The 22,334-nt window shown below is 39.5% G+C and carries 18 protein-coding genes; 9 read left to right on the top strand and 9 right to left on the bottom strand.

Translation table 11 applies throughout. The features are described from left to right. Positions 1–9: 9 nt before the first annotated feature. Positions 10–2,664, bottom strand: a complete 2,655-nt coding sequence (locus tag IB67_RS09385; RefSeq protein WP_072760062.1) for an endo-beta-N-acetylglucosaminidase — start codon at positions 2,662–2,664, stop codon at positions 10–12. A gap of 14 nt (positions 2,665–2,678) precedes the next feature. Further along, positions 2,679–3,950 (bottom strand): ABC transporter substrate-binding protein, encoded by a 1,272-nt coding sequence (locus tag IB67_RS09380; RefSeq protein WP_072760060.1) that lies wholly within the window; start codon positions 3,948–3,950, stop codon positions 2,679–2,681. A gap of 238 nt (positions 3,951–4,188) precedes the next feature. Between IB67_RS09380 and IB67_RS09375 the strand changes: the two genes are divergently transcribed. The 6 genes from IB67_RS09375 (at position 4,189) to IB67_RS09350 (ending at position 11,727) form a co-directional block, all read left to right on the top strand. Next, complete coding sequence (locus IB67_RS09375) at positions 4,189–5,337, top strand: IS110 family RNA-guided transposase (protein WP_164542215.1); 1,149 nt, start codon at positions 4,189–4,191, stop codon at positions 5,335–5,337. Between the two features lie 945 nt (positions 5,338–6,282). Beyond that, positions 6,283–7,878, top strand: coding sequence for an ABC transporter substrate-binding protein (locus IB67_RS09370; RefSeq protein ID WP_072760058.1), 1,596 nt, complete (start codon positions 6,283–6,285; stop codon positions 7,876–7,878). Between the two features lie 148 nt (positions 7,879–8,026). Continuing rightward, on the top strand, positions 8,027–9,010 hold the full coding sequence (locus IB67_RS09365; protein ID WP_498875293.1) for an ABC transporter permease: 984 nt from the start codon (positions 8,027–8,029) through the stop codon (positions 9,008–9,010). A gap of 5 nt (positions 9,011–9,015) precedes the next feature. Further along, positions 9,016–9,822, top strand: coding sequence for an ABC transporter permease (locus IB67_RS09360; RefSeq protein ID WP_245789622.1), 807 nt, complete (start codon positions 9,016–9,018; stop codon positions 9,820–9,822). Positions 9,823–9,844: 22 nt separating this feature from the next. After that, positions 9,845–10,798, top strand: coding sequence for an ABC transporter ATP-binding protein (locus tag IB67_RS09355; RefSeq protein ID WP_498875292.1), 954 nt, complete (start codon positions 9,845–9,847; stop codon positions 10,796–10,798). Next, a complete protein-coding gene (locus IB67_RS09350; RefSeq protein WP_072760050.1) occupies positions 10,783–11,727 on the top strand; it encodes an ABC transporter ATP-binding protein in 945 nt (314 codons plus the stop codon). Before IB67_RS09355 ends, IB67_RS09350 begins: the two co-directional genes overlap by 16 nt. Before the next feature lie 189 nt (positions 11,728–11,916). Here the strand turns inward: IB67_RS09350 and IB67_RS09345 are convergent, their stop codons facing one another. The 7 genes from IB67_RS09345 to IB67_RS09315 form a co-directional block, all read right to left on the bottom strand. Further along, positions 11,917–12,798, bottom strand: a complete 882-nt coding sequence (locus IB67_RS09345) for a BadF/BadG/BcrA/BcrD ATPase family protein (RefSeq protein ID WP_424695116.1) — start codon at positions 12,796–12,798, stop codon at positions 11,917–11,919. 9 nt (positions 12,799–12,807) lie between these two features. After that, the gene (locus IB67_RS09340) at positions 12,808–13,524 is read right to left on the bottom strand and encodes a GntR family transcriptional regulator (protein ID WP_072760045.1); all 717 of its coding nucleotides are present in this window, start codon (positions 13,522–13,524) and stop codon (positions 12,808–12,810) included. A gap of 15 nt (positions 13,525–13,539) precedes the next feature. Then, on the bottom strand, positions 13,540–14,484 hold the full coding sequence (gene murQ / locus IB67_RS09335) for an N-acetylmuramic acid 6-phosphate etherase (protein WP_245789620.1): 945 nt from the start codon (positions 14,482–14,484) through the stop codon (positions 13,540–13,542). Continuing rightward, complete coding sequence (nagZ, locus tag IB67_RS09330; RefSeq protein ID WP_178137761.1) at positions 14,484–15,992, bottom strand: beta-N-acetylhexosaminidase; 1,509 nt, start codon at positions 15,990–15,992, stop codon at positions 14,484–14,486. Before nagZ ends, murQ begins: the two co-directional genes overlap by 1 nt. Positions 15,993–16,017: 25 nt before the next feature. Next, a complete protein-coding gene (locus tag IB67_RS09325) occupies positions 16,018–17,094 on the bottom strand; it encodes an exo-beta-N-acetylmuramidase NamZ family protein (protein ID WP_072760043.1) in 1,077 nt (358 codons plus the stop codon). Between the two features lie 117 nt (positions 17,095–17,211). Then, on the bottom strand, positions 17,212–17,460 hold the full coding sequence (locus tag IB67_RS09320) for a hypothetical protein (protein WP_072760042.1): 249 nt from the start codon (positions 17,458–17,460) through the stop codon (positions 17,212–17,214). 52 nt (positions 17,461–17,512) lie between these two features. Further along, entirely contained in the window at positions 17,513–17,716 is a 204-nt protein-coding gene (locus IB67_RS09315) for a hypothetical protein (protein ID WP_143145301.1), read from the bottom strand. Positions 17,717–18,404: 688 nt separating this feature from the next. On the opposite strand from IB67_RS09315, the gene IB67_RS09310 reads away from it, so the two are divergent. From IB67_RS09310 to IB67_RS09300, 3 genes are all read left to right on the top strand, one after another. After that, a complete protein-coding gene (locus tag IB67_RS09310) occupies positions 18,405–20,177 on the top strand; it encodes an ABC transporter substrate-binding protein (protein WP_464309243.1) in 1,773 nt (590 codons plus the stop codon). Between the two features lie 86 nt (positions 20,178–20,263). Continuing rightward, positions 20,264–21,241, top strand: a complete 978-nt coding sequence (locus IB67_RS09305; RefSeq protein WP_245789618.1) for an ABC transporter permease — start codon at positions 20,264–20,266, stop codon at positions 21,239–21,241. A gap of 12 nt (positions 21,242–21,253) precedes the next feature. Further along, positions 21,254–22,333, top strand: a complete 1,080-nt coding sequence (locus IB67_RS09300; protein WP_072760039.1) for an ABC transporter permease — start codon at positions 21,254–21,256, stop codon at positions 22,331–22,333. The last annotated feature ends 1 nt before the right edge of the window (position 22,334 follow it).

Below are 22,334 nucleotides of genomic sequence, written 5' to 3'. Positions count from 1 at the left end.
TGTAAATAATTACTGTTCTTCTAAGCCATAAACCTCTACTTCGTATATTCTCGCAGCCTTATCTCCAGTCTGTGTGGGGGCTTCAACGAACAGTCTCACATACCTGCCTTTAACTGGCGGGAATGAGTGTTCAGTTATTCCTTTAAGATTATTTCTAACAACAACTACATCTTTCCAATTTTCTCCATCAGTACTAATCTGTATTCTGTAATCCTTTGTATTCCAATCCGCAGATTCTTTACCACTTTCCGCATGTTTTATAATGACCCTGTTAACTATATACTCTTTTCCAAGATCTATAACCAACCAGTGTGGAAGATCTCCAACTGCACACCACTTACTGTTGTTCTCAACTGTACCATCTACTGCAAGAGCTGGTTTCTCAGCAGGAACAAAGCTACTTGCGTAAGTATCCTTTCCAAGTGCCAAGTTCTGTATTTTCTCAGCATTCTTTGTTACCACAATCATTCCTTGAACTTCTTTTACATCCTCACCGGAAATATTACCTGCGATGAGCTTAACAGTGTATATACCCTCTTTATTATACGTCACACGGACCACATTTTCATGGCTAACAGCGGGTTCTCCGCCTTCGAACTCCCATGTCAACTTTTCTGTTGTTTCCGAAGACTTAGATTCAAACACAACACTCTCGCCTGGTTTTATAATGGTATTACTCACAACAAAATCAGCTTTTGGTTTCGGGTATTCTGGCCACTTGAAAGATACACTCACAGCTTTACCTCTGGTGTTGTTCTCAGATACTGGAACAACTTGCAAAACTGTTTCGTTCTCGTGCCCGAAACGCCTGAGACTGTATATGTAGGTGTACGGATTAACACTTACCCAGACGAGTTCATTACCGGTCGGTAATCTTCTGTATATCTCATAAGCTTTTGCCTTTTCTGAAGTTTGAATCGTCAACTTTAGCTGTGCATAAATCCCTTCACTGAATGTTAGGTCTTCGATCTGCACCTTATTAGCCTTCGGAGATGCTGCTTTCTCGTACACACCTATCTCACCAAGATTGAACGAAACAGTCTGCTTTGCACTGCTCTTAACAGATAGATATATTCCAGATATAGTTTTACCAGCGTAATTTTGTAACGAATACTCGTACCTTCGCCACTGTGGCATACTTGGAACCGGGATACTCAACGTTTCGCCATCAACAAACTTGAGAACAATCCTTCCATCAACTTTTCCAACTTCCGAAAGAAATGCTACAGAGAAATACGTTTTATTTGTAACTGGTAGATTTGCAACATACAAGTGATACAAAGCTGTGTCATTTCTTTCCATTTCACCAGAAAACTTTAGTGAACTTCCGCCGTAATATGCGTTATCGTAATCAATCTGCACATTTAAAGGCTTACCTTCAACTTTCCATCTATATGTTGGCATGACATCTTGCAAACTCCTATTGTGCCACTCTGTGCTCTTTACTTTCTCTCCGTTAACGAAGAAATACTTACCATGTCCAACGTTGAAATTAGTTACGAACGGTAGTTTCGTTACTGGTGATTTCTCTACTACAAACTTTGCAAATCCAGACCAATCAGGCTTAACAGACTTTTCACCATACACCAATGATTCATGATTGCCTATCCACAGTACATTTTCTTTTTTCCAAAATTCATCAAAAGTTCTTGATGAATAATAAGACCAGCAAGGACCATACAAACCTAACGACAATTTAAGAGTGCCGTCTGTGTTCTGAATCTTCGGGAGATTGAAATAAGGAGTATTGTACCCATCACCTTGGAGTAATACACCAGCAAAGAAATCGTACTGAGATAAATTGTACTTTTGAGAATTTGCCAATGTGTTAACAATGGAGTTTGGCCTTTTTGAAGAAATCCATCTGAAATCAACGAACATAAAATCAGAAATTCTTTCGCCGTTACTCACAATAAAATCCACATTTGTTTCGTTGAGTTCACCTTGCCACGCAACTTCTCCGGTATCTGTCATGGCGTCATACCAAAAGATGATAAGTTCTGGTGCTTTAGTCTTAAAATACTTTATGAATCTTACCATCGTATTTGCGTGCTCTTCGTTACAACCTTCCGTTTCCTGATTTATAAACCAACCATCGAATCCATAATATCTTGCAACTTCTATCAATTTATCAGCAACTGGAAATGTTCCATCTTCATCTTCTTGCAAGACTTGGTCAACCCAGTTTCTTCGTCCACCGTACACATTCGGAGGGAAGAATATTGTCCCGAGGACAGGAACCCCGTTCTTATGACCGGCATCAATTGTATCTGGTCCTGGAGGAACGATTATACCTTCACCAGCTGAACCAGCCCAGGCTACCAAATAATCTACATACTGCCAATACGTGAAAGGATAGACCTTCATTGAATCGTTTCTTCCCTGTGATGGCATACCACTTGTAGACGAATTCATTATAGATAGCGCTACTATCTTAACCTTCTCGGATGCACTACTTGATATTTTCTCGCCAGAAATCCTCTTTTGAAGTGGAACTTGCGAAACGTTGTATTTCGCATCTGGGTCAGCTTCCAGCGACCAATCTAACAAGTCATTTGGATACCAGTATGACGATTCAGGAATCCTAAATTCTTCTTGAGCAAAAAGAACTGACATTATCAGAACTGAAATCAACAACACGTATATTCTTGCTTTAAATCTCATCGCTATCACCCAACCTATTTTTGTTTTGCCATTATCTTGTCATACTCACGTTGAACAGCATCTTGTGCATCTTTCAAAGCCTGTTCAACGGTTTTCTTTCCCGTCAATACCATATCCCGTGCTTCAACAAGTTTATCCCAGAGCAACGCACCAACTGGAAGAGGAGGTCTACACTTTGCGTCTTCAAGTAAGTCAACGAAAACCTTCTGCGATGGGTCAACCTTTAGAAGTTCGCTTACTGCAGGCTTATAGGTTGGTAGATGCAGAGTATCAACGCTATATGTCACTTGACCTTTTGTTGCTATATACAAAGCAAGCTTCGCTGCTTCAAGTGGTCTCTTAGCACCTTTTGGAATTGCAACACTCCATCCGCCAGCCCATGTTACATTCTTACCAGATTTCGTTGGTATACCAGCTATTGAAAATTCAAAATCCTTAGGAGCGAACAATTTTATTCCGGATATAGTCCAGTTACCATCAACAAGCATTGCAAGCTTTCCAGCGGTAAACGGTGTCAAATCACCAATTTGAAGAGAACCAAATGCGTTCAAAGCTTCATACCCGAACCTATCCGCCCATGACTTTTGCCATTTAAATGCTTCGATTACCCCAGGATCTGTTGCAAAAACAAACTTTCCTGTCTTTTCATCGAACACTTTTCCTTCAAAGGCAAATATCCATGTGTAGGGCCAGCCTTGAGCGTACCAAGGAATAAACCCTACCGTATCGTACTTACCCTTTTTACCTTCTTTTGTAAGTTTCTCTGCTATCTTTATCATATCGTAAACGTTTGTCGGTGGTCTTTCAAAGCCGGCTGCTTTAAGTAACTTCTTATTGTAAAGCATAACCCTAACATCAGTATCAAATGGAAGTGCGTAGTACTTACCATTAAACATACACTCTTCAACAGCAAATGGATAGAACTGCTTTAAGAAATCTGCTACATTCACTCCGAGTTGCTTCAGGTAGTTATCAATTGGCTCAAGCACATCGTATGCTGCCCTCTGAGGAACTGTAAAGCGGTCGATGTAAACCAAATCTGGACCGGTACCGGCAGCAACCGCTGTAAGCAACTTCGTTGAATCTGTTTCGGCTGCAGGGACTATAACAACTTTAACCTTTATCCCTGGATTCTCTTTCTCAAATGCTGCGATGATTTTGTCAATACTACTCTTGTCAGGATCTCTGGCCAAACCATGCCAGAAAGTAATTTCTACAGCAGCAAACGCTACCGTACAGACGAGAAACAGAACAACCAAACTTCCGAACAATCGTTTAAAACTCATACAGTCCCCTCCTCGTATAATAAGTTCGGTAAAAATTAAAATTGGTCTTTGAAAATTGAATGCATATTTTTTAACACCTCTGGTAAAATAGTTTCAGGTTGCCCCTCCTTGAGACTTTGTTCTCTTAAATAAGATTGCCTAACTAGAGTACAGCTTTTTACTTGCCGGAAAATGTTTTGCCTCGTTTTCTTATGTACCGCGAGGTTGTAAGGCTGTACTCAATCCGGAGGTGATTCCTTTGGCTATTTTAGCTATTGATGTCTCAAAGAACTATCTTTCTTTCTTTTCTGATTTCATCGGTAGTGGGACTGTTGAGAACTCTCCTCAAGGCATTGTTGAACTTTTTAACAAAGCTTTTGCTTCTTCTTCCGATTTTTCTCTTGTCCTTGAATCAACTGGTGTTTTTTCTTTTAATGTCGCTAACTTCTTCTTTCAAAACAACGTACCTGTCTTTTGGGTTAAAACTGATAACATTAAGCTCTATCGCAAAATTCTCAATCGTCCTAAAACTGACAAAATCGATGCTGAACTTATTTTCTCTATCGCTTCTAAATTTCCTGAGTCTTTAGTCCCTTTTGTCAATAACTCATATATCATCTCTGAGCTTCGTAATCTCACCAGACTTTATTTAAAGTTCAACGAAGATATCGCTCGATTGAAACTTAGGCTCTATTCGTATGTTTCTCTTTATTTCCCTAAACTTGACTTTAAACTAAATAAGACTTTCGAATGCCTGCTTAAAGATTATACAATCGAAGAAATCGCAAACATGCCAATTGAAGAGTTATTTGAATATATTGCGAAAATTTCCAGACACAATGTCTCTTCACAAGTCTTAGCAGAAAAACTCCAAACTCTTGCTAAAGATGCCTTGAGGTTGTCTGTTAATCCTTCAAACACTCTGAGAATATCTATTGTTTCCACTATCGATTTGATACAGCACTATGAAAAACAAATCGAACTAGTAAAGAAAGAAATAAGTAAATTACTTAAAGTAATTCCGAACACACTAACAACAGTCAAAGGGATAGGAGAAATAACTGCAGCTGGAATTATAGCCGAAATAGGAGACATCAATCGTTTCGAAAAAGCCTCAGCGTTAGCATCATACGCAGGGCTTGTATGGACAATCAATCAAAGTGGAAATTACAAATCAGAAAACAACCAACTAACGAAAAAAGGGAACAAGTATCTAAGAACATACCTAGTAATGGCAGCGAACGGAGTAAAGACATACGATCCTGTATACAAAGAATATTATCGCAAAAAGTACGCAGAAGCAACAACACACAAACACATGAGAGCGCTAATATTAACTGCAAGGAAATTAGTAAATTTAGTGTATTATTTACTAAAGAACAACGTACCGTATGTACCGATGAAATAGGTAAAAAGAACGAAATCAAGTATGTGAAGAATGAAAGTGAAATATTAAGTTATTGAAAGTCAAAGTGTTGACTAGGTTTTTTATTTTTCTATTTTTTCTCCTCTTGACTTATTACCGGAAATCTTCTTCAGCATGATGGGCACGTTTCTCTTCGCACCTACTGAAATTCTATACCCGTGGTATACAAAACGGAAATCTCAAAAGTGGCAAAATAGTCCTGATATTTGCGTTTAACTTGTATATACTTGTATATACAAGTAATTTCAAAAAATTACTTTTCCACTCTTATTTTACAACAGATCGTAGATTAAACAATGCAAACTTCTCACATCGCTGCTCCATGATAAGGAGTTCTTTCTTGTTGTGCATGAATTTGCTGACTATTGGAGGGATCATGCTATTTGAAAACATTAGAATGACAAGACATGTTGATTTAATTCAAGGAAATCTGCTCAGTATTTGCGTTACTTCGCGTATATGAATAGGCGAAAATCCCTTTGTTAGAATTCGATTATCATTGTAAGTTCAATTTCCTACTTAGTACAACACTTGTCATACATACTTCACGTATAGCAAATTGTTGACAGTGGAATAAGTTATCATATCCTTTATGCATTCAGAAACTATGAATAGAAATCGCTTTGCCTGTAATTTCTCACTAAGTAGTTTGTTGAAGCAAGAACTTGCGGAAAAGAAATGGTGAGAAAAGTTAGAAAAAGCTGTTGAGTTTTCTGGTTTTAGATTTGTCAGCGATAGATCTTATATGTAAATAGATTCTTTTATTGCGAATTACTTAGAAACTGTTCATAAAATGTATATTTCTGTAGTTAATTCTACTTTTTCCCAGATTTTTGTGTTTACCTTACGTTTTTTTTGAATCGTTTATATGATAGAATGTTATAACAAATATACGCGAAGTATATTCCGAAGGTGGAGGTGAGAGGTATGAAGAGGTATCTTTTGAAAGTAGTACTCATGTTTTTCGTTATTGCATCGGTCTTATCGGTAGCGAACGAATTGTCGATAGTGATTTCAGTAACGGGTCCCTACCAGAGAAATTTCAACCCATACTTCTCTGGCGCGACTGGTTACGTTGCAGCCGGTTTCATTTATGAGACTCTCATTTATGCTAATACAAAGACTGGACAATTCATTCCATGGTTAGCTTCAGAGTACAAATGGGGTGCCGGGTATAAGGAAATAACATTCAAGCTGAGAAACAACGTAAAGTGGTCAGATGGAACAGCGTTCACAGCCGATGATGTTATCTTTACTTTTGAAATTCTGAAAAAATTCCCAGCTTTGGACACTGTTGGAATATGGAAAAGTGGAGTTGTAGATGTAGTAAAAGTTGACAATTATACAGTTAAGGTTAAGATGAATGTTGTGAACACTTTGCTTTTATATAGTTTAGCGGGTGTTTACATCGTTCCGAAACATATTTGGGGTAAGGTTGAAGATCCATCGAAATTTACGAATGAAGAACCAATAGGTACAGGGGCGTACTTACTTGACAATTTTTCAACACAGGTTGTAACACTTAAAAAGAATCCAAATTACTGGAATGCCTCGAAAATAAAGGTAGATTCAATACGAATCCCGGCATATAGCGGTAATGAAAGCGCTCAACTTGCGGTGGCAAATGGTGAGCTTGATTGGGCAGGAATTAACTATCCACAGATTGAAAAACTTGTCCAACAAAACAAGAACTTAAATTACTGGTTTGCAGAAGGTAACCCCGTATTCCTCTTCTTTAACTTGGCTAAAGAGCCGTTTAACAACGTTACACTTAGAAAGGCATTCGCGTATGCTGTAGACAGAGATATGCTAATTAAGATAGGTATGACAGGCTACGCAGCACCCGTGAATCCTGTCCTTATCAAATCCGGTTACGAATATTTAATTAGTGAAGACCTGAAGAACTTGTGGTGGAAGTATGACCCAAAAACCGCCGAACGACTTTTTGCACAAGCTGGCTTCAAAAAGGGTAGAGATGGAATACTTGCGAAAGGAAATATAAAACTTTCATATGAATTACTCGTTCCTGCGGGTTGGACAGACTGGATAGCTGTATGTGAATTGCTATCCCAGCAAATGATGAACTATGGTGTCGAACTGAAAGTCACACCTATCGATTATGGAGAATATCTGCAAAGAATTAGAAATAAGAACTTCGACGTTGTTCTGAGCTGGTCAAATTATGGTGCGACACCTTACAATTTCTATGATAACCATCTTGGTTCCGCTAATGCTTACGTAGGTAGTAACAGGGGCGGTTGGATAGACAAAACTACAGATGAACTGCTCGCAAAGATAAAAGAGACTGCGGATGTTAACACAAGGAAGGTCATCATGTCAAGGTTACAAAGAATAATGCTTGAAAACATGCCCGCCATACCGCTATACTACAACCCAGTATGGTTCATCTACTCGACAAAGAACTTTACAGGCTGGCCCAACGCCAAGAACCCATACGTTGAGCCAAGGATCACTGGAATGGATAAGATTTATCTTGTGATGAATTTGGAACCAGTCAAATGAGTTGATTTTAAGTAAAACAGGATTTTTTGAGTGGCAACGCACAATTTCTTACCTATATACAAAATAGCGAATGTATAAATTACATTGAGAATGTGCGTTGCCTTTTTTAATACTCCGATTACAAATTTGCTGAAAGGGTTCAAAGGCGGTGAGAAGTTTGAAATACGTAGCCAACAGATTGATGTTTTTTGTTATAACGTTATTTTTCGCACTGACGCTTAACTTTATACTACCGAGGTTAATGCCCGGTGATCCTGCCGAGAGGATTCTATCAAGGTTTGGCCCGAACGTAGATGAGAGAGCCATAGAGGCAATGAGGATTGCACTTGGAGTAGAGAAAGACAAGAACTTGGTTTCACAGTATTTCGAATATTTAATCAATACATTTACTGGAAAATTTGGTGTTTCATACTTACATTACCCAGTTCCAGTTTCTGAGGTCTTAAAGGATTCCATACCTTGGACTTTAGGTCTTGTTGGTGTTTCCACAGTCTTAAGCTTCATACTGGGAACATTTCTTGGAGTATACGCCGGTTGGAACCGGGACAAATCTTCAGGTACTGGTCTGCTAATATTCTCACTTTCGTTAAGAGCTATCCCATACTTTTGGCTTGCAATGCTCTTTTTGTATGTTTTTAGTTACAGGTTTGGTTGGTTCCCGCTTTCAAATGCGTACTCAACAAAAGAAGTATTAACCGGTTTTAAATTTGCTCTAAGTGTAATATACCATGCCATATTACCGTCGATAACTCTAATTGTTGCTTCATTAGGGAGTTGGATACTGACAATGAGAAATAACATGGTCTCAATATTGTCCGAAGATTACATAACCCTGGCAGAAGCGAAAGGGCTTGATGAAAAGTACATAATGCTAAACTATGCTGCTCGTAATGCACTCCTGCCAAGTATTACAGCATTTGGTATATCACTTGGATTTGTAGTAAGTGGAGCTTTGTTGACAGAGATAGTATACTCATATCCTGGTGTTGGATATCAACTTTACAGAGCAGTGCTGAGTCAAGATTTCCCGCTAATACAAGCCATATTTTTCTTTGTATCTGTTTCTGTTCTTTTAGCGAATCTTATTATGGACTTTCTATACGCCTTCTTGGATCCACGCGTTAGGGGGTAATTCATGTGAAGTGGAAAATCGGTTTGGCAATAATCTTAATGTTCATCCTGATGGCCATTCTTGCACCGCTACTTTCTAAATATGAACCTACTCGCACGGTAGGTTTACCCTATCAGTCTCCGTCAAGCGAACACTGGTTAGGAACGGACAGACTCGGGCGTGATATTCTTTCGCAAGTATTCTATGGTTCAAGACTATCACTGACGATAGGAATCTCCACCGGCTTAATGATGACGTTAATTGCTACCGCTGTAGGCATGATTTCAGGATACTATGGTGGTATTGTTGATAGAATTCTCTCAACCATTACTGACATATTCCTCGTTATTCCAGGCTTGCCGTTGATGATAGTTATTAGCTCATACATGAGGGTACGAGGTCCACTTATGGTGATTTTAGTAATAGCGTTTACAAGCTGGGGATCTGGATCAAGAATAATCAGATCTCAAATGCTTTCTTTAAAAAACAGAGAATTTACAGTTGCTTCAAAGGTTATTGGGGAAAGCAATCTATATATAATTTTCGTAGAGCTGTTGCCAAATATGCTATCTCTAATTGCGTCGATATTCTTCAACTCAGTCCTTTATGCAATAATAGGTGAAGCTTCACTCTCATTCCTCGGTTTGAGTGACGTAAGCAAAATCACTTGGGGTACAATGCTTTATTGGGCACAGAATGCAAATGCACTTCTAAATGGCATGTGGTACTGGGTACTTGCGCCGGGTTTGTGCATTGTATTACTTGGAACGGCATTTGCGTTGATAAGCTTTTCTATTGATGAAATAACTAATCCAAGGCTACGCTCTAAATAGGTGCTAAAACTGGGGTGATACTGTGTTCGAGATAGTTGATCTTAATGCAGGATATGAATTCAGAAATAAATTTGTACACGCTGTAAGGAATGTCTCTCTAAAAGTAGAAAAAGGTGAGTTCCATGGTATCGCAGGTGAATCGGGCTGTGGAAAATCGACACTTGTCCTTGCTGCTCTTAAGTTACTGAGAAAACCCGGAAAAATAATCTCAGGAAAGGTCATTATAGATAGTACAGATATACTTAGTTTATCTGAATTTGAGCTAAGAAAACAACGTTGGAAAAAATTCTCGCTGGTTACACAAAGTTCTATGAATTCCCTTAACCCAGTTTTGAAAATAAAGGACCAGATGGCTGACGCATTAATAAAAAACCACGGATATTCAAAGCAAGATTCATACAATCTGGTGAGAGAAAAATTACAGTTAGTTGGTATACCTATCGAAAGAATGGAGAGCTATCCACATCAATTGTCTGGTGGTATGCGACAAAGGGTAGTTATCGCTATGGCACTTCTGTTATCACCTGACGTAATAATAATGGACGAACCAACAACAGCTTTAGACGTTGTTGTACAGAGGTCGATTTTGCAACAAATCGAAGAACTAAGAAAGACAGAAAAGTTCTCAACAATATTTATAACCCACGACATATCTTTGCTTTTTGAACTGGCGAATAGAATATCTATAATGTACGCAGGTGAGCTTGTAGAAACAGGGGCTGCAAAATCAGTATACTCCAAGCCATTTCATCCGTACACTAAGGGTCTTGTTGAGGCTCTTCCGAGTATTTCAAAAGACCTCGAATCATACAATGGCATTCCGGGAAGACCCATAGACCTTTCCCTACAGATAAAGGGCTGTCCGTTTAGAGAAAGGTGCCCCTATGCTTTCGATAGATGTGAAATCGAAAAGCCAGGACTGAGATTGCTGGAAGATGGAGAAAATGGTAGGTGGGTCTCATGTCATCTATACTGATTGTAAAGAACCTAACCAAAGAATTCTTAATCAGAAAAGGATTCAAAATGTTCACCCTAAAAGCTTTACGTGGAATAGATTTAGAACTCTACGAAAATGAAATAGTATCAGTTGTTGGAGAAAGCGGTTGTGGCAAAACAACGTTTTTGAGAGTTCTTGCAAGAATATACGAACCAACGTCAGGAAGTATTGAATTATTCGGAAAACAGGTTCCAAGTAAAATGAATCGGAGGGAAGAACTTGAATTTAGAAGGCAGGTTCAGATGGTCTTCCAAGACCCGTTCGCTTCACTAAATCCAACTAAGAGACTATCGCACATATTAGAAAGGCCACTGAAAATTCACAAAATTCCAGACAAAAGCCAGACCCTGGAAAACGTCCTGACCGAAGTGGAGCTCACACCTGTTGACAATTACTTAGAAAAGTTTCCACACGAGCTGTCCGGCGGTCAAAGACAGAGAGTAGTATTTGCTCGAGCGATCATAACCAAGCCAAGGATAATATTAGCGGACGAACCAACTTCAATGCTTGATGTTTCAATCAAATCTGGCATATTAAACCTTATGATTAAACTAAAAGAAGAATTTCACATTTCATTTATTCATGTAACACACGACCTGGCAGCTGCCAAGTACGTTTCAGATAGAATAGCTGTCATGTACGCAGGTTTAGTTGTTGAAGAGGGAAATGCAAAGGATATAGTGAACAAACCAATGCATCCATACACAATGCTCCTCAAAGAAGCGGCACCTGACCCGGAAAAGGCAAATACGACAAAAATGGTTGATATAGGAGAGCCGCCAAGCCTTATTACCCCACCACCAGGTTGCCCATTCGAACCAAGGTGCAAATTTTCAAAACTAGAGTGCAAAAACCCCGTGGAACTACGACAAGTGAACGGTAGAAAAATAAGATGTGTACTGTATTAAGTGCATTCATGCCACTGAAATTATAAATCTAAACCATAAACAGCTCGTGGTTGAAATCCATGAGCTGTTTAAATTTGTCTTGAGAGTTAAGTATGCGTCGCTAGGCAATTGCAAACCACATGCAAATGCCAATTCTTGCTAATAAATGTTATCACTTACCAGTTCGGGATTGATTGTTTTACCATTTCGTCACGTATTGTTTTTGCTTGCTTCCAAAAAATGAGGCGCATCAAGTGCAAGTTCAACGTGCGGTTTTATGTCAGAATAATGGAGGTTGAAACGGTGGAGTTTTTTGCAAAACACTTGAGTGAAGTATTCGTTCTTAAACGTTCCACCGAAATAGTATATATCGGACACATTCTCTGTGGATGCGAGGTAGGAAATTTTCTGCGTGAGTTTAGTTAGCTGTTCATCTATAATTTTCCTAACAAGAGGCGTTAGCGGTGCATGTTCGGTAAAGGACGCTATCTTTCTTTTGAAATCACTTTCGAGCTGGATAGTAGTCAAGTCAAATACGCTAGTGACTTTGTAAAAGTTTAAGAGCACATCAAAAATCTCGTCGTATTCTTCAACTCCATCTATATATTCAAAAAATCTTCTGAATATTTCCAAAGAAATCGAAAACGCACTTGCTTCATCTCCAAACAGGTGTCCCCAACCACCCACTCTTTTTCCTGTGTGAGAGATGGCTATGCTCCCAGTGCCGCATATCACCAATATACCAGTTCTGCCTTTCAAAACTATTTCCTTTAACACTTCGATGTCTGAAAGCACAATTATCTTTCCCGCTCTAAAAACAGTAGAAACGAGATTTTTGAAGTTGAGTCTTCTCGAAGACGAACCACCACCAGAGATTGAGATTATTACACTATCAAAAAACTCTAATCCTGAGGTTCTCCTATTTATCTCATCTCGTATTTTGTTTAGAATTTCCAGCTGAATATCAGACGGCGTGGAAGTAAGGTTGATTCCACATGGTATCGAGAACTCCAATATCACAACCTTTCTATCTGGAATAGCTAAGCAAACCTTTGTAGACGTTCCACCGCCGTCTATGCCAAGAGCAATCATCCGCTTTCCTCACTTTCTTACAACTTTGAATTTGTATTCGTCACCGCGGTAAATTGAGAGAACGTACTCGATACATTTTTGTGTATCAGTATAAGTAAACCTTTTTCTGAGTATCGCACATTCACCTGGTTTTACGCCAAGTAAATTAGCCTCGTCTTTAGAGAGTTTAGTAACTTCCAAAATTTCTTCTGCATATGCCAGGTTGATGGACAGTTCGTTTTGGATGAAGTGGTAAAGGGATTCCTTCTCCATGTCCTTGTGAAGAACGTTCAACAACCTCAAATCAACAGATGGATTGAGATAAGCTGATTCAATAGCAATGGGCTTTTCGTCAATGTAACGAATTCTCTTTAACAACACAACAAGTGTTCCCGATGCTAAGCCAAAGCATTCTTGCGCTTCTGCCGGAATATTGACAAGACGATTCTCAAGCACCTTAGATGTTACTTTTCGACCTTTCATTTCATCAGTAAAACCGGTTAACTTTGTCAACTGCTCTTCACTTTCGAACTTCTTGATGAAAGTCCCAAGTCCTTTAGAACGCGATATTAGTCCTTCTCTTCTCAGCTGTTCTAGGGCATTTCTTATTGTTATTCTACTCGCATCAAATTCGGCACAGAGTTCCATTTCGGGTGGAAGTTTTCCATCTTTGTAATATCCACTTAGTATCCTGTTACGAAGTTCGTTGTATATGCGATAGTATAATGGAATAACATTTTTGTCCATTTATCAACCACCCCTTCAGCACTCATTTTTCTTGTCTAACAGATGTAATAGCACGTCAGATATACTTGTGTATTTTCCAAATAGCTGTTGACACTCCTCTTTACTCTTGCCGGTTAGTATCATGAGGATTGCTATCTTTGGTGAGTTGTTAGCTTTCGCAAGGAATTCTGAAGCCGTTTTGTAGTCAGTACTTGTTGTTTTCATTATGATTCTTATTGCTCGCTCACGCAGTTTTTCATTAAGCACTAACACATCAACCATGTAGTTCTTGTATACTTTTCCCAATTTAATCATTGTTGTAGTGCTTATCATATTTAAGACCATCTTCTGTGATGTACCTGCTTTCATCCTCGTGCTTCCAGATATAACTTCAGGTCCAGTTTCTATGGAGATAACAATATCGGCAAACCCAGAAAGTGCTGGTTTATTGACATTGCAAATCAATGCTGTACGTGCACCGTTTTCCCGGGCGTAGTCCAAAACACCCGCAACATAAGGGGTCCTACCACTTGCGGTTATGCCTATAACCATATCGTTGCTGTTTATCTCTATCCTTCTTGCGTCTTCACGTCCAAGTTCGAAGTTATCTTCAACTGCTTCAACAGACCTTCTGAGTGCTTCTTCTCCTCCAGCTATTAAAGGTACAAAAACACCTTCAGGTACCCCAAACGTTGGTACAACTTCAACCGCATCGATAAAACCTATTCTCCCGCTCGTACCTGCTCCGGCATATATAACCCTGCCGCCACTCTTTATCGCTTCAATGCAATAATCAATCACCATGGCGATTTTGTTAATAACTTTTTCAACAGCATTTGCAACCTTTTTATCCTCATCATTTACTATTCGCAAAATGCTCATTACGTCTAACCTGTCTATTTCCTGCGAGACAGGATTGACTCTCTCTGTTTCGAGTCCTTCGAACATTGTCTTCTCTTCTTTGAAATCATCTTTTTTCATTACACCACCTCCAATGGTTTGACTGGTAGTTTACCTTCGGCATGTACTTTTCCTAAAAGTACGTCAAGCAATATTCTCTGATGTGTCGCCGATGAACCGTAAAGGACAATAGAGTTTCTCGAATAAAAAGCATCATATGGATTTTTAAGAGCGATAAGTAGCAGTTTGGAATATGAGTCGAGCTCTTTTATGAAATTAACGAGTGACTTGCTTCTGTACATATCGAAAGTGAATAAGAGGATTTTTTTACCCTTAACTTTCTCTATTTCTGGCAATTTCGTATCAGAGATAATCTCAAAATAAGCGTTGAATAGTCTTGAAAGTTCTTGCGTTATCTGAGGAACTGGCAGAGATTGATCCACAACTGGAGAACCAGGAACACCAAGCATTGTTAATACCATGTCTACCTCTTCGAGAGGCAATGAATAATCGCGCAGATTTACAATGGTGATGGATTTTCTAACGAGCTCATCTATCGTTCCCTTTGCTTCTCTAACAAAACGTCCATTATCTATGTGTTCAAAAAGAGCGTGAGACTTAACCTTGCTGAATGAATTTTCTATACGATCTAAACTTTCTATGATTCGCCTTTTCAGGTCAGTATTTTGGTTAACGTATTCACAGAAATTGTCGAATGCTCTTATTTGTTTTTCCGGTTCGTGGCAGATAGTCAAGATATCGTTCCCCGCGTTGAATGCTTTCAACGTTTTTTCTTCTATTGTAAATTTGCCAGTACCTCCCATAAGTAAATCATCAACTATTATAACACCGTCGAAACCAAGTCTAATTCTGGCTATATCTACTATTTCTGAAGATAGAGAGGCTGGCAGACCATCTTTTTGAATTCTTGGAAAGTACACATGAGACGGCATCCATGCATTGCATTTCACATTTTTGAAAGGTACCAAATCAAAATTGAGTAGTTCATCAATTGTCTTGTTTATGACTGGCAGGTCAAAGTGCGGATCGATTGAAACGCTTCCCAAACCGGGGAAGTGTTTTAAGCACGTCGCAACTCCTGCCTCTTCCGACGCTTCCACGAAAGCGTTCGAAAACTTAGTTACAATTTCTGGCTCGTCGCCAAAAGAGCGTATTCCGATTACTGGATTCAACGGATTAACGTTTATATCTACAACAGGGGCCAAATTCCAATCCACACCGACTGCTCTCATCTCCAAGGATGTTAAGTAGACTGCCTTCTTGAAGAGCTCTACATCGCGGCTTGCAGCACAAGCCATTGGACTTGGGAGGGTGTTGAATCCATCTTTCAGCCTCACAACATTCCCGCCTTCTTGGTCAACAGCGATGATAGGTTTGTAACCAAGGAAGTTGGATATATCATCTATCAGTTTCCTAACTTGCTCTGGACCTACTATATTGCGAGAGAAAAGAATGACAGACCCAGGTCTTATGTGTGCAAGAACATCTCTCGTCTCTTTTGTTAGCTCCGTACCGTAAATGCCAATCATAAATAGTTTTCCGATACTTTCCTCGTTTATCCTTCTCACTAAATCCCCTCCTAAGATTCCGGTTTTAATTGTACAAGAGTAGATCCTCCACATACTCGAGGTATGAACAAAGGTCAAAACTCAAGAATTTTTCTTTATTTTTCATGAATTCCCTCACACCTGTGAAAACTTCCAACCTTTGATAATCAACTTTAAACTCTTCATATTTTTCAAAATACTCAAACAATGCAACCGCGATTTCAAAGAAGTTATCATCCTGCTTTGGGAAAAATTCAACGCCGTTACATACATTTTGTGCGTATTCCCTATACTGAGGTATAAACTGCCGTTTCCGGCAGAAAAGATTCGGAAATCTATGCTTGAGATACTCGTACATGTCATTTTCATCAACCCAGGGTGCACCTAAGAATTCGAAAGGCTTTGTAGTGCCCCTTCCAACGCTCAAATTAGTTGCTTCGAAAAAGCATATGCCTGCGTAGCACAATAGTGATGAAAACGTTGGAAGATTAGGGGAAGGAACGTTCCAAAAAATTCCTGTTTCTGGAAACGCCTCCCCGTTCCAATTTTCGCACCGTACAATCTCCAAATCTATATCGAGCTTAAGGTATTTCTTGTAATACAATGCGAGTTCACCCGTTGTCAGGCCATACTGTACAGGAAGTTCATAACCGCCGATTATTGAATTAATACCCTCTGGCATTCTTGGGCCAAAGACCTTTCTTCCAAGCAAGTTAAACCTGTCTAAGATGAGAAATTTTACGCCGCACTTTGCTGCAGCTTTCATCATATTGGCTAAAGCGTAGATGAAGGTGTAATATCTAAGACCCACGTCTTGAATGTCGTACATTATCAAATCGACATCTTCGAGCATCTCACAAGAGACTTCATCTCTAGTTCCGTAAACGCTTATAACTGGAATTCCTAACTTAGGGTGAAAAAAATCAGATATCTCCATTCCGTCTGCTGCTAGATAAAGTCCGTGCTCTGGTATAAAGAGTTTTCTAAGAGTTAATCCCTTACTTAGAAGTATGTCTGTAAGCAGTTCACCCTTAGAATTAACTGAAGAATAATTACTGACCAAGCCTATTCTGTAATTTTTGAGAGACTGATAATCAAGCACATCGATTCCATTCCTTACCATCTTCATTGTCCTCCTGATTGAATTAATCCATTTTCACAGTTTCCTCTTCTTACAATGCACTAAGAGTCTCTTGATAATCTCTTCCCCTTCTTGCCAGGTTATTAGCACCATACTGACTCATACCAACATCGTGGTCATTGCCACCCCGTAGAATGTAACCTGAGGTATTCTATTGTCTCTTCTTTCAACGAGAAGCTCGAAGTAACCACTCGGCACAACTGAATAGTCGTTTACAATTGTCAAAGCGTTGCTTTCGAGAAGAATGTCTCTTGAAAAGCCTGTTATCGATTTAGTCAGCCTTCTAACGAAACGTATGTTGTACTCTTTATCAACATCGTACACACCGTTCTCTGCTATGATCCGCAAGGTTATGACTAAGCCACTCTTACCTCTTCAAATGGCGATTAAATCTTTATGTTCACCATTGAGAGTTGAGCTCGTTAACATGTATAACTTTACCTTCAACTGTTCTCACCGCATCCACTTTCAATATTTGGTCTGCTTTTTCTCTGGCAGGAAGTCTCTTACTGATACTCTGTTCAAACTCTTCGCGTGACATCGTGATTTTCCATCTGAACCAAGGTGATTCCATATCGCAAGAATTGAACAATTTCTTTTCCACTACCCAAAATCCTTTAAAGAACTTCAACCAGAAGGATTCATCTCTTTCGGCACTTAAAGTGCTGTTTGTCTGATTTCAGATAAGGTGCGGCTGAACTTCGGAAATTGCCGTTCTACTCACTTCATACTTCTTTCGAATTTAACATGAATCCACAGATGTCTAAAAATAAACTACAGTGTCTACTGGCTTACCATCTACACTAGTTATTTCACCCCAGTTTTATCTCAAGAAGCATGGACAATATCTGAGACTGTTTGATTGCAAAACAAACTTGACTATTCGTACTATCGACGCAGTGCGCTCCAAAGAACCATTCCTTCAGATCGGAAATAACATCAACCGTAAAAAGCGTGCATACCTTACCTATTACTACTTACTACTACACTCATATATGTAAAATTAAATCTTTCTAAAGCATAAAACGTATTCAAAGGTATGACATTACGATTTCAGGTCAAATCTAAATCAAGGCCAAAGAAGTGATTGGCAGAGTTTCAGACGTATATCTTAATGATATAACATTTATATCTTTTAACAATTTCTTGCTTTTTTGACATAACATAAGAAATCAAAAAATAAGGTCAATTATTGTTCATAAGCTCCTCTTCTCTCAATTTTTCTTTATTTTGAGAAAAGTGGGATAGGGAATATAATAAGTTTGACTATCTCACTTTGGAGGTGAAGGGGCATGAAAAGGGTTCTCTTTGTTCTGTGGATTCTGATAGCGGTGGTTTTCACGGCAACGGATTTCTTCATAGAAGACGCAATGTTAACAAATTCTGCTCAGCCGAAACTCGGTGGTACTTTAAGATTAGCATTGCCTTCAACACCTGAATCATTCCTGCTCTACGGTTCGCTTGATTCATCGGCGTACAGTGTTATCATGGGACCACTTATGTCCCCACTCGTTGAATACCATCCTATAACAAACGAGATTAGACCTGCAATTGCAAAATCATGGACTGTCTCAAGTGATGGAAAGCAAGTATGGTTTTACATAAGAGATGCATACTGGTCTGATGGCAAACCGATAACGGCAGATGACGTGATATTTACGATGCAATACTTTGTCATGAACAAATATGCTCGCGGTAATTCGGTCGACAGGTTCACGATACCAGATGAAAAGGGCGTGAATAAACCCGTCACATGGACGAAGATTAACAACAAGGTTGTAAGAGCAGACTTACCATCACCATATGGCGCATTCTTAACAGTCTTAACCGCCGTGTACATATATCCAAAACACAAGCTCGAACCCCTTATTGATAAGAACGACTTAGCATCTGTTAATAAACTCTGGCTAACAAATACCCCTCCTTCTGAGATCGTAGTCAATGGACCATATAAACTTTCACAAGTTATAGTTGACCAGAAAATCGTCCTTGAGAAGAACCCTTATTTCTGGAAAAAAGATAAATACGGCAACCAGCTTCCCTACTTCGATAAGCTGGAATATCTAATCATAAAGGACGCAGAGATAAGATTAGCTAAATTTATTGCTGGTGAAATAGATTACACTGCTGTTTCGGCATCAGATTATCCAAGACTAAAGCAAATCGAAGTTGCTGGGAATGCCCCATATCTACTATTTGCTTCCAAACCAATAGGCTCTACTCCAAGCCCAGTCCACATAGCTTTCAACTTTGATGTCGCTAATCCAAAGCTAAGAGAGTTGTTCAGGAAAACTGAATTCAGAGAAGCTATGGAATATGCTTTAAACAGAGAAAGGATAATTGAAGAAATCTACAATGGCCTCGCAATTCCTGGTGGTGGTCTTGTACTACCGACGAATAAAGCGTTCTACAATCCAAAGGTTGAGCAGTTGATGAGGTCGTTTGATTTGAAGAAAGCCGCGAGCATTCTTGATTCACTCGGGTTAGTTGATAAAAACAAGGACGGCTTAAGAGACTTCCCCGACGGCACAACGTTTGAATTCACAATACTTGTTCAAAACCAACCAAAAGATTACCAACAAATTGCTTATGTATTCAGTGAGGAACTTAAGAAAATAGGCGTTAAAACAAATCTCCAAATACTTGATTCGTCAGTCGTTGGACAAATGTTCGGCGCAGGTAACTTCGAATGTGGTATCCGCGCATTCGGTAACCAACCAGACCCACAGCTTAGGAAAGCAATATGGCAACCAGGTCAGCAGCTGTACTACTGGCACTATTCAACAATGGATAAGAATACGAATCCTCCATCACCTGTATTCTCTGAAATGTTTGATTGGGAGAAACGAATTTGGGACATATTTGAAAAAGCACAGATCGAAATGAATCAAAAAAAGCGAAAAACTCTATACGATGAGTGGCAGGAACTGTATTACAAGTACTTACCAGTAATTTTCGTAGCAAGGCAGATGAACTTCTTTGGCTGTCACAAGAGTATAGGAAATGTTGTCCAATCGAAGGAAGGATTACCAACATTCACCATATGGACAACATTTAGAAAATAAAGGATCCACAATATGCGAAGTTAACCAAAAGAGAGGGAGCTTCGCTCCCCTCGTTTTTTAAGAAGCTGTACATTGGAGGGAATTGGATGAGCAATTTGACAAGCTTCATTATTCGAAGGGTACTCATAATGATTCCAATGATGGTAATTATTTCGATAATATGTTTTATAATAACCGAGCTTCAACCGGGTGATTTCCTTTCTCAGTACCTTGACAATCCGAGAATCTCTCCTGAACAGATTGAAGCATTACGCCAGGAGCTTGGTCTTGACAAGCCCGCTTACTATCGATACATGCTGTGGGTTAAGAATATCGTAACGAAGCTGGATTTCGGTTACAGCTTTTCTTACCAGAGGCCTGTCTTTGATTTGATATGGGAAAGAATGGGCTGGACAGTTGGAATTTCCTTAATGACCATACTTCTCCAATGGGTTATAGCTATTCCTCTTGGAATTTTTTCGGCCTTCCATCCTTACAGCTTTTGGGATTACACTTTTGCCGTTATCGCCTTTGTTGGTATATCTATTCCAGAATTCTTCTTGGCACTGCTCTTAATGTTTTTCGCACTCAACGCAAGATATACCTACATAGGTGGACTATTTTCGCCAGAATTCATAGGCACACCGTGGTCAGTGGCTAAATTCATTGACCTTTTAAAACATCTGTGGATACCACTTATAGTAATCGGTGTTAGTGGCGTCGGAGGTTTGTATCGTGTAATGCGTGCAAATCTGCTCGATACTGTTGGCTCACCATTCGTAAACGCACTCAGAGCGAGGGGACTGGATGAAAGAACTGTAAGAAGACATGCGGTAAAGAATGCACTAAACCCGCTTGTAAGCATTGCAGGAATGGAACTTCCGAATGTCTTTAGCGGAACAATCCTCGCATCTATTGTCTTAAACTTGCCAACGATAGGACCGTTCTTTTACAATGCCCTACTCAATCATGACCAATATTTAGTTATGTCATTTCTCATGTTCATCGCTCTGATAACACAGATAGGCAATTTACTCGCTGATATAACATTAGCCCTTGTGGATCCAAGAATCAGGGTTGCTTAAGGGGTGGAAACGATGATTTCTAAGAGAGTAATCAGACAATTTAAAAAACACAAACTCGGCGTTTTCGGTTTTTGGATAGTCGTCTTTTTGTATATTTTGATGATTTTCAGCGATTTTATAGCCCCATACAGCTACAAGACGACTCATTCAAAGTTTTCTTACGCTCCACCAACGAAGATCCATCTCTTCCACGAGGGGAAGTTCGTAGGTCCATTTGTGTACGGTTTGAAGAAAGAACGAGACCCAATAACCTTTCTGCTCAACTACCAAGAGGACAAGTCTCAGATCTACAAGATAAGACTGTTCGTAAAAGGCGAAGAATATTCATTCTTCGGAATTAAGAGTCAGTTGCATCTTTTCGGACTTGAGGCAGACCCTCAGGAGGCAATGATACTCTTATTCGGTGCGGATAGGTTTGGAAGAGATGTTTTCTCAAGAACACTCGTCGGCTCGAAAGTTTCTCTGACAGCTTGTCTACTTGGCACGTTCATTAGTTTGGTCATAGGAGCGATAATAGGTGCGATTTCGGGATATTACGGTGGCTGGATAGACATAGCTATCCAGAGGTTTATTGAGATATTGAGGTCATTCCCACGCATTCCGCTCTGGCTTGCTCTATCAGTTATCCTCCCTCCAAGCTGGCCAAGCACTTGGGTATACATTGGAATAATAATCGTTCTCTCGTTCATTGGCTGGACTGGAGTTGCGCGGGTCGTACGTGGAATGACCTTGAGCCTAAAAGAAAAGGATTTCGTCCTCGCTGCAAAGGTGTGCGGTGCTAAAGATTTCAAAATCATAACAAGACACATCATACCAAACCTATCGAGCTACTTAATAGTCGTCGCGACTCTATCGATTCCCGGGATGATACTAGGTGAAAGCACTATCAGCTTCCTTGGGCTTGGAATCAAAGAACCAATGACAAGCTGGGGATTATTGCTAAAAGACGCTCAATCACTCACGGAGATTGCAGTACACCCGTGGCTTATAATTCCAGGTGCATTCATTATGATTTCTGTCTTGGCTTTCAACTTCATGGGTGATGGCTTAAGAGACGCAATCGACCCATACAGGACCGTTGAAAAGGTATAGG

Origin of the sequence: Fervidobacterium riparium, assembly GCF_025370035.1 — a bacterium.
Lineage (GTDB): Bacteria > Thermotogota > Thermotogae > Thermotogales > Fervidobacteriaceae > Fervidobacterium > Fervidobacterium gondwanense.
This window is presented reverse-complemented; position numbering and strand designations above follow the sequence as displayed.

Coding starts and splice junctions, on each gene's coding strand:
- IB67_RS09385 (WP_072760062.1), bottom strand. CDS start 2,664: ATGAGATTTAAAGCAAGAATATACGTGTTGTTGATTTCAGTTCTGATA.
- IB67_RS09380 (WP_072760060.1), bottom strand. CDS start 3,950: ATGAGTTTTAAACGATTGTTCGGAAGTTTGGTTGTTCTGTTTCTCGTC.
- IB67_RS09370 (WP_072760058.1), top strand. CDS start 6,283: ATGAAGAGGTATCTTTTGAAAGTAGTACTCATGTTTTTCGTTATTGCA.
- IB67_RS09350 (WP_072760050.1), top strand. CDS start 10,783: ATGTCATCTATACTGATTGTAAAGAACCTAACCAAAGAATTCTTAATC.
- IB67_RS09345 (WP_424695116.1), bottom strand. CDS start 12,798: ATGATTGCTCTTGGCATAGACGGCGGTGGAACGTCTACAAAGGTTTGC.
- IB67_RS09340 (WP_072760045.1), bottom strand. CDS start 13,524: ATGGACAAAAATGTTATTCCATTATACTATCGCATATACAACGAACTT.
- murQ (WP_245789620.1), bottom strand. CDS start 14,484: ATGAAAAAAGATGATTTCAAAGAAGAGAAGACAATGTTCGAAGGACTC.
- IB67_RS09325 (WP_072760043.1), bottom strand. CDS start 17,094: ATGGTAAGGAATGGAATCGATGTGCTTGATTATCAGTCTCTCAAAAAT.
- IB67_RS09310 (WP_464309243.1), top strand. CDS start 18,405: ATGAAAAGGGTTCTCTTTGTTCTGTGGATTCTGATAGCGGTGGTTTTC.
- IB67_RS09305 (WP_245789618.1), top strand. CDS start 20,264: ATGAGCAATTTGACAAGCTTCATTATTCGAAGGGTACTCATAATGATT.
- IB67_RS09300 (WP_072760039.1), top strand. CDS start 21,254: ATGATTTCTAAGAGAGTAATCAGACAATTTAAAAAACACAAACTCGGC.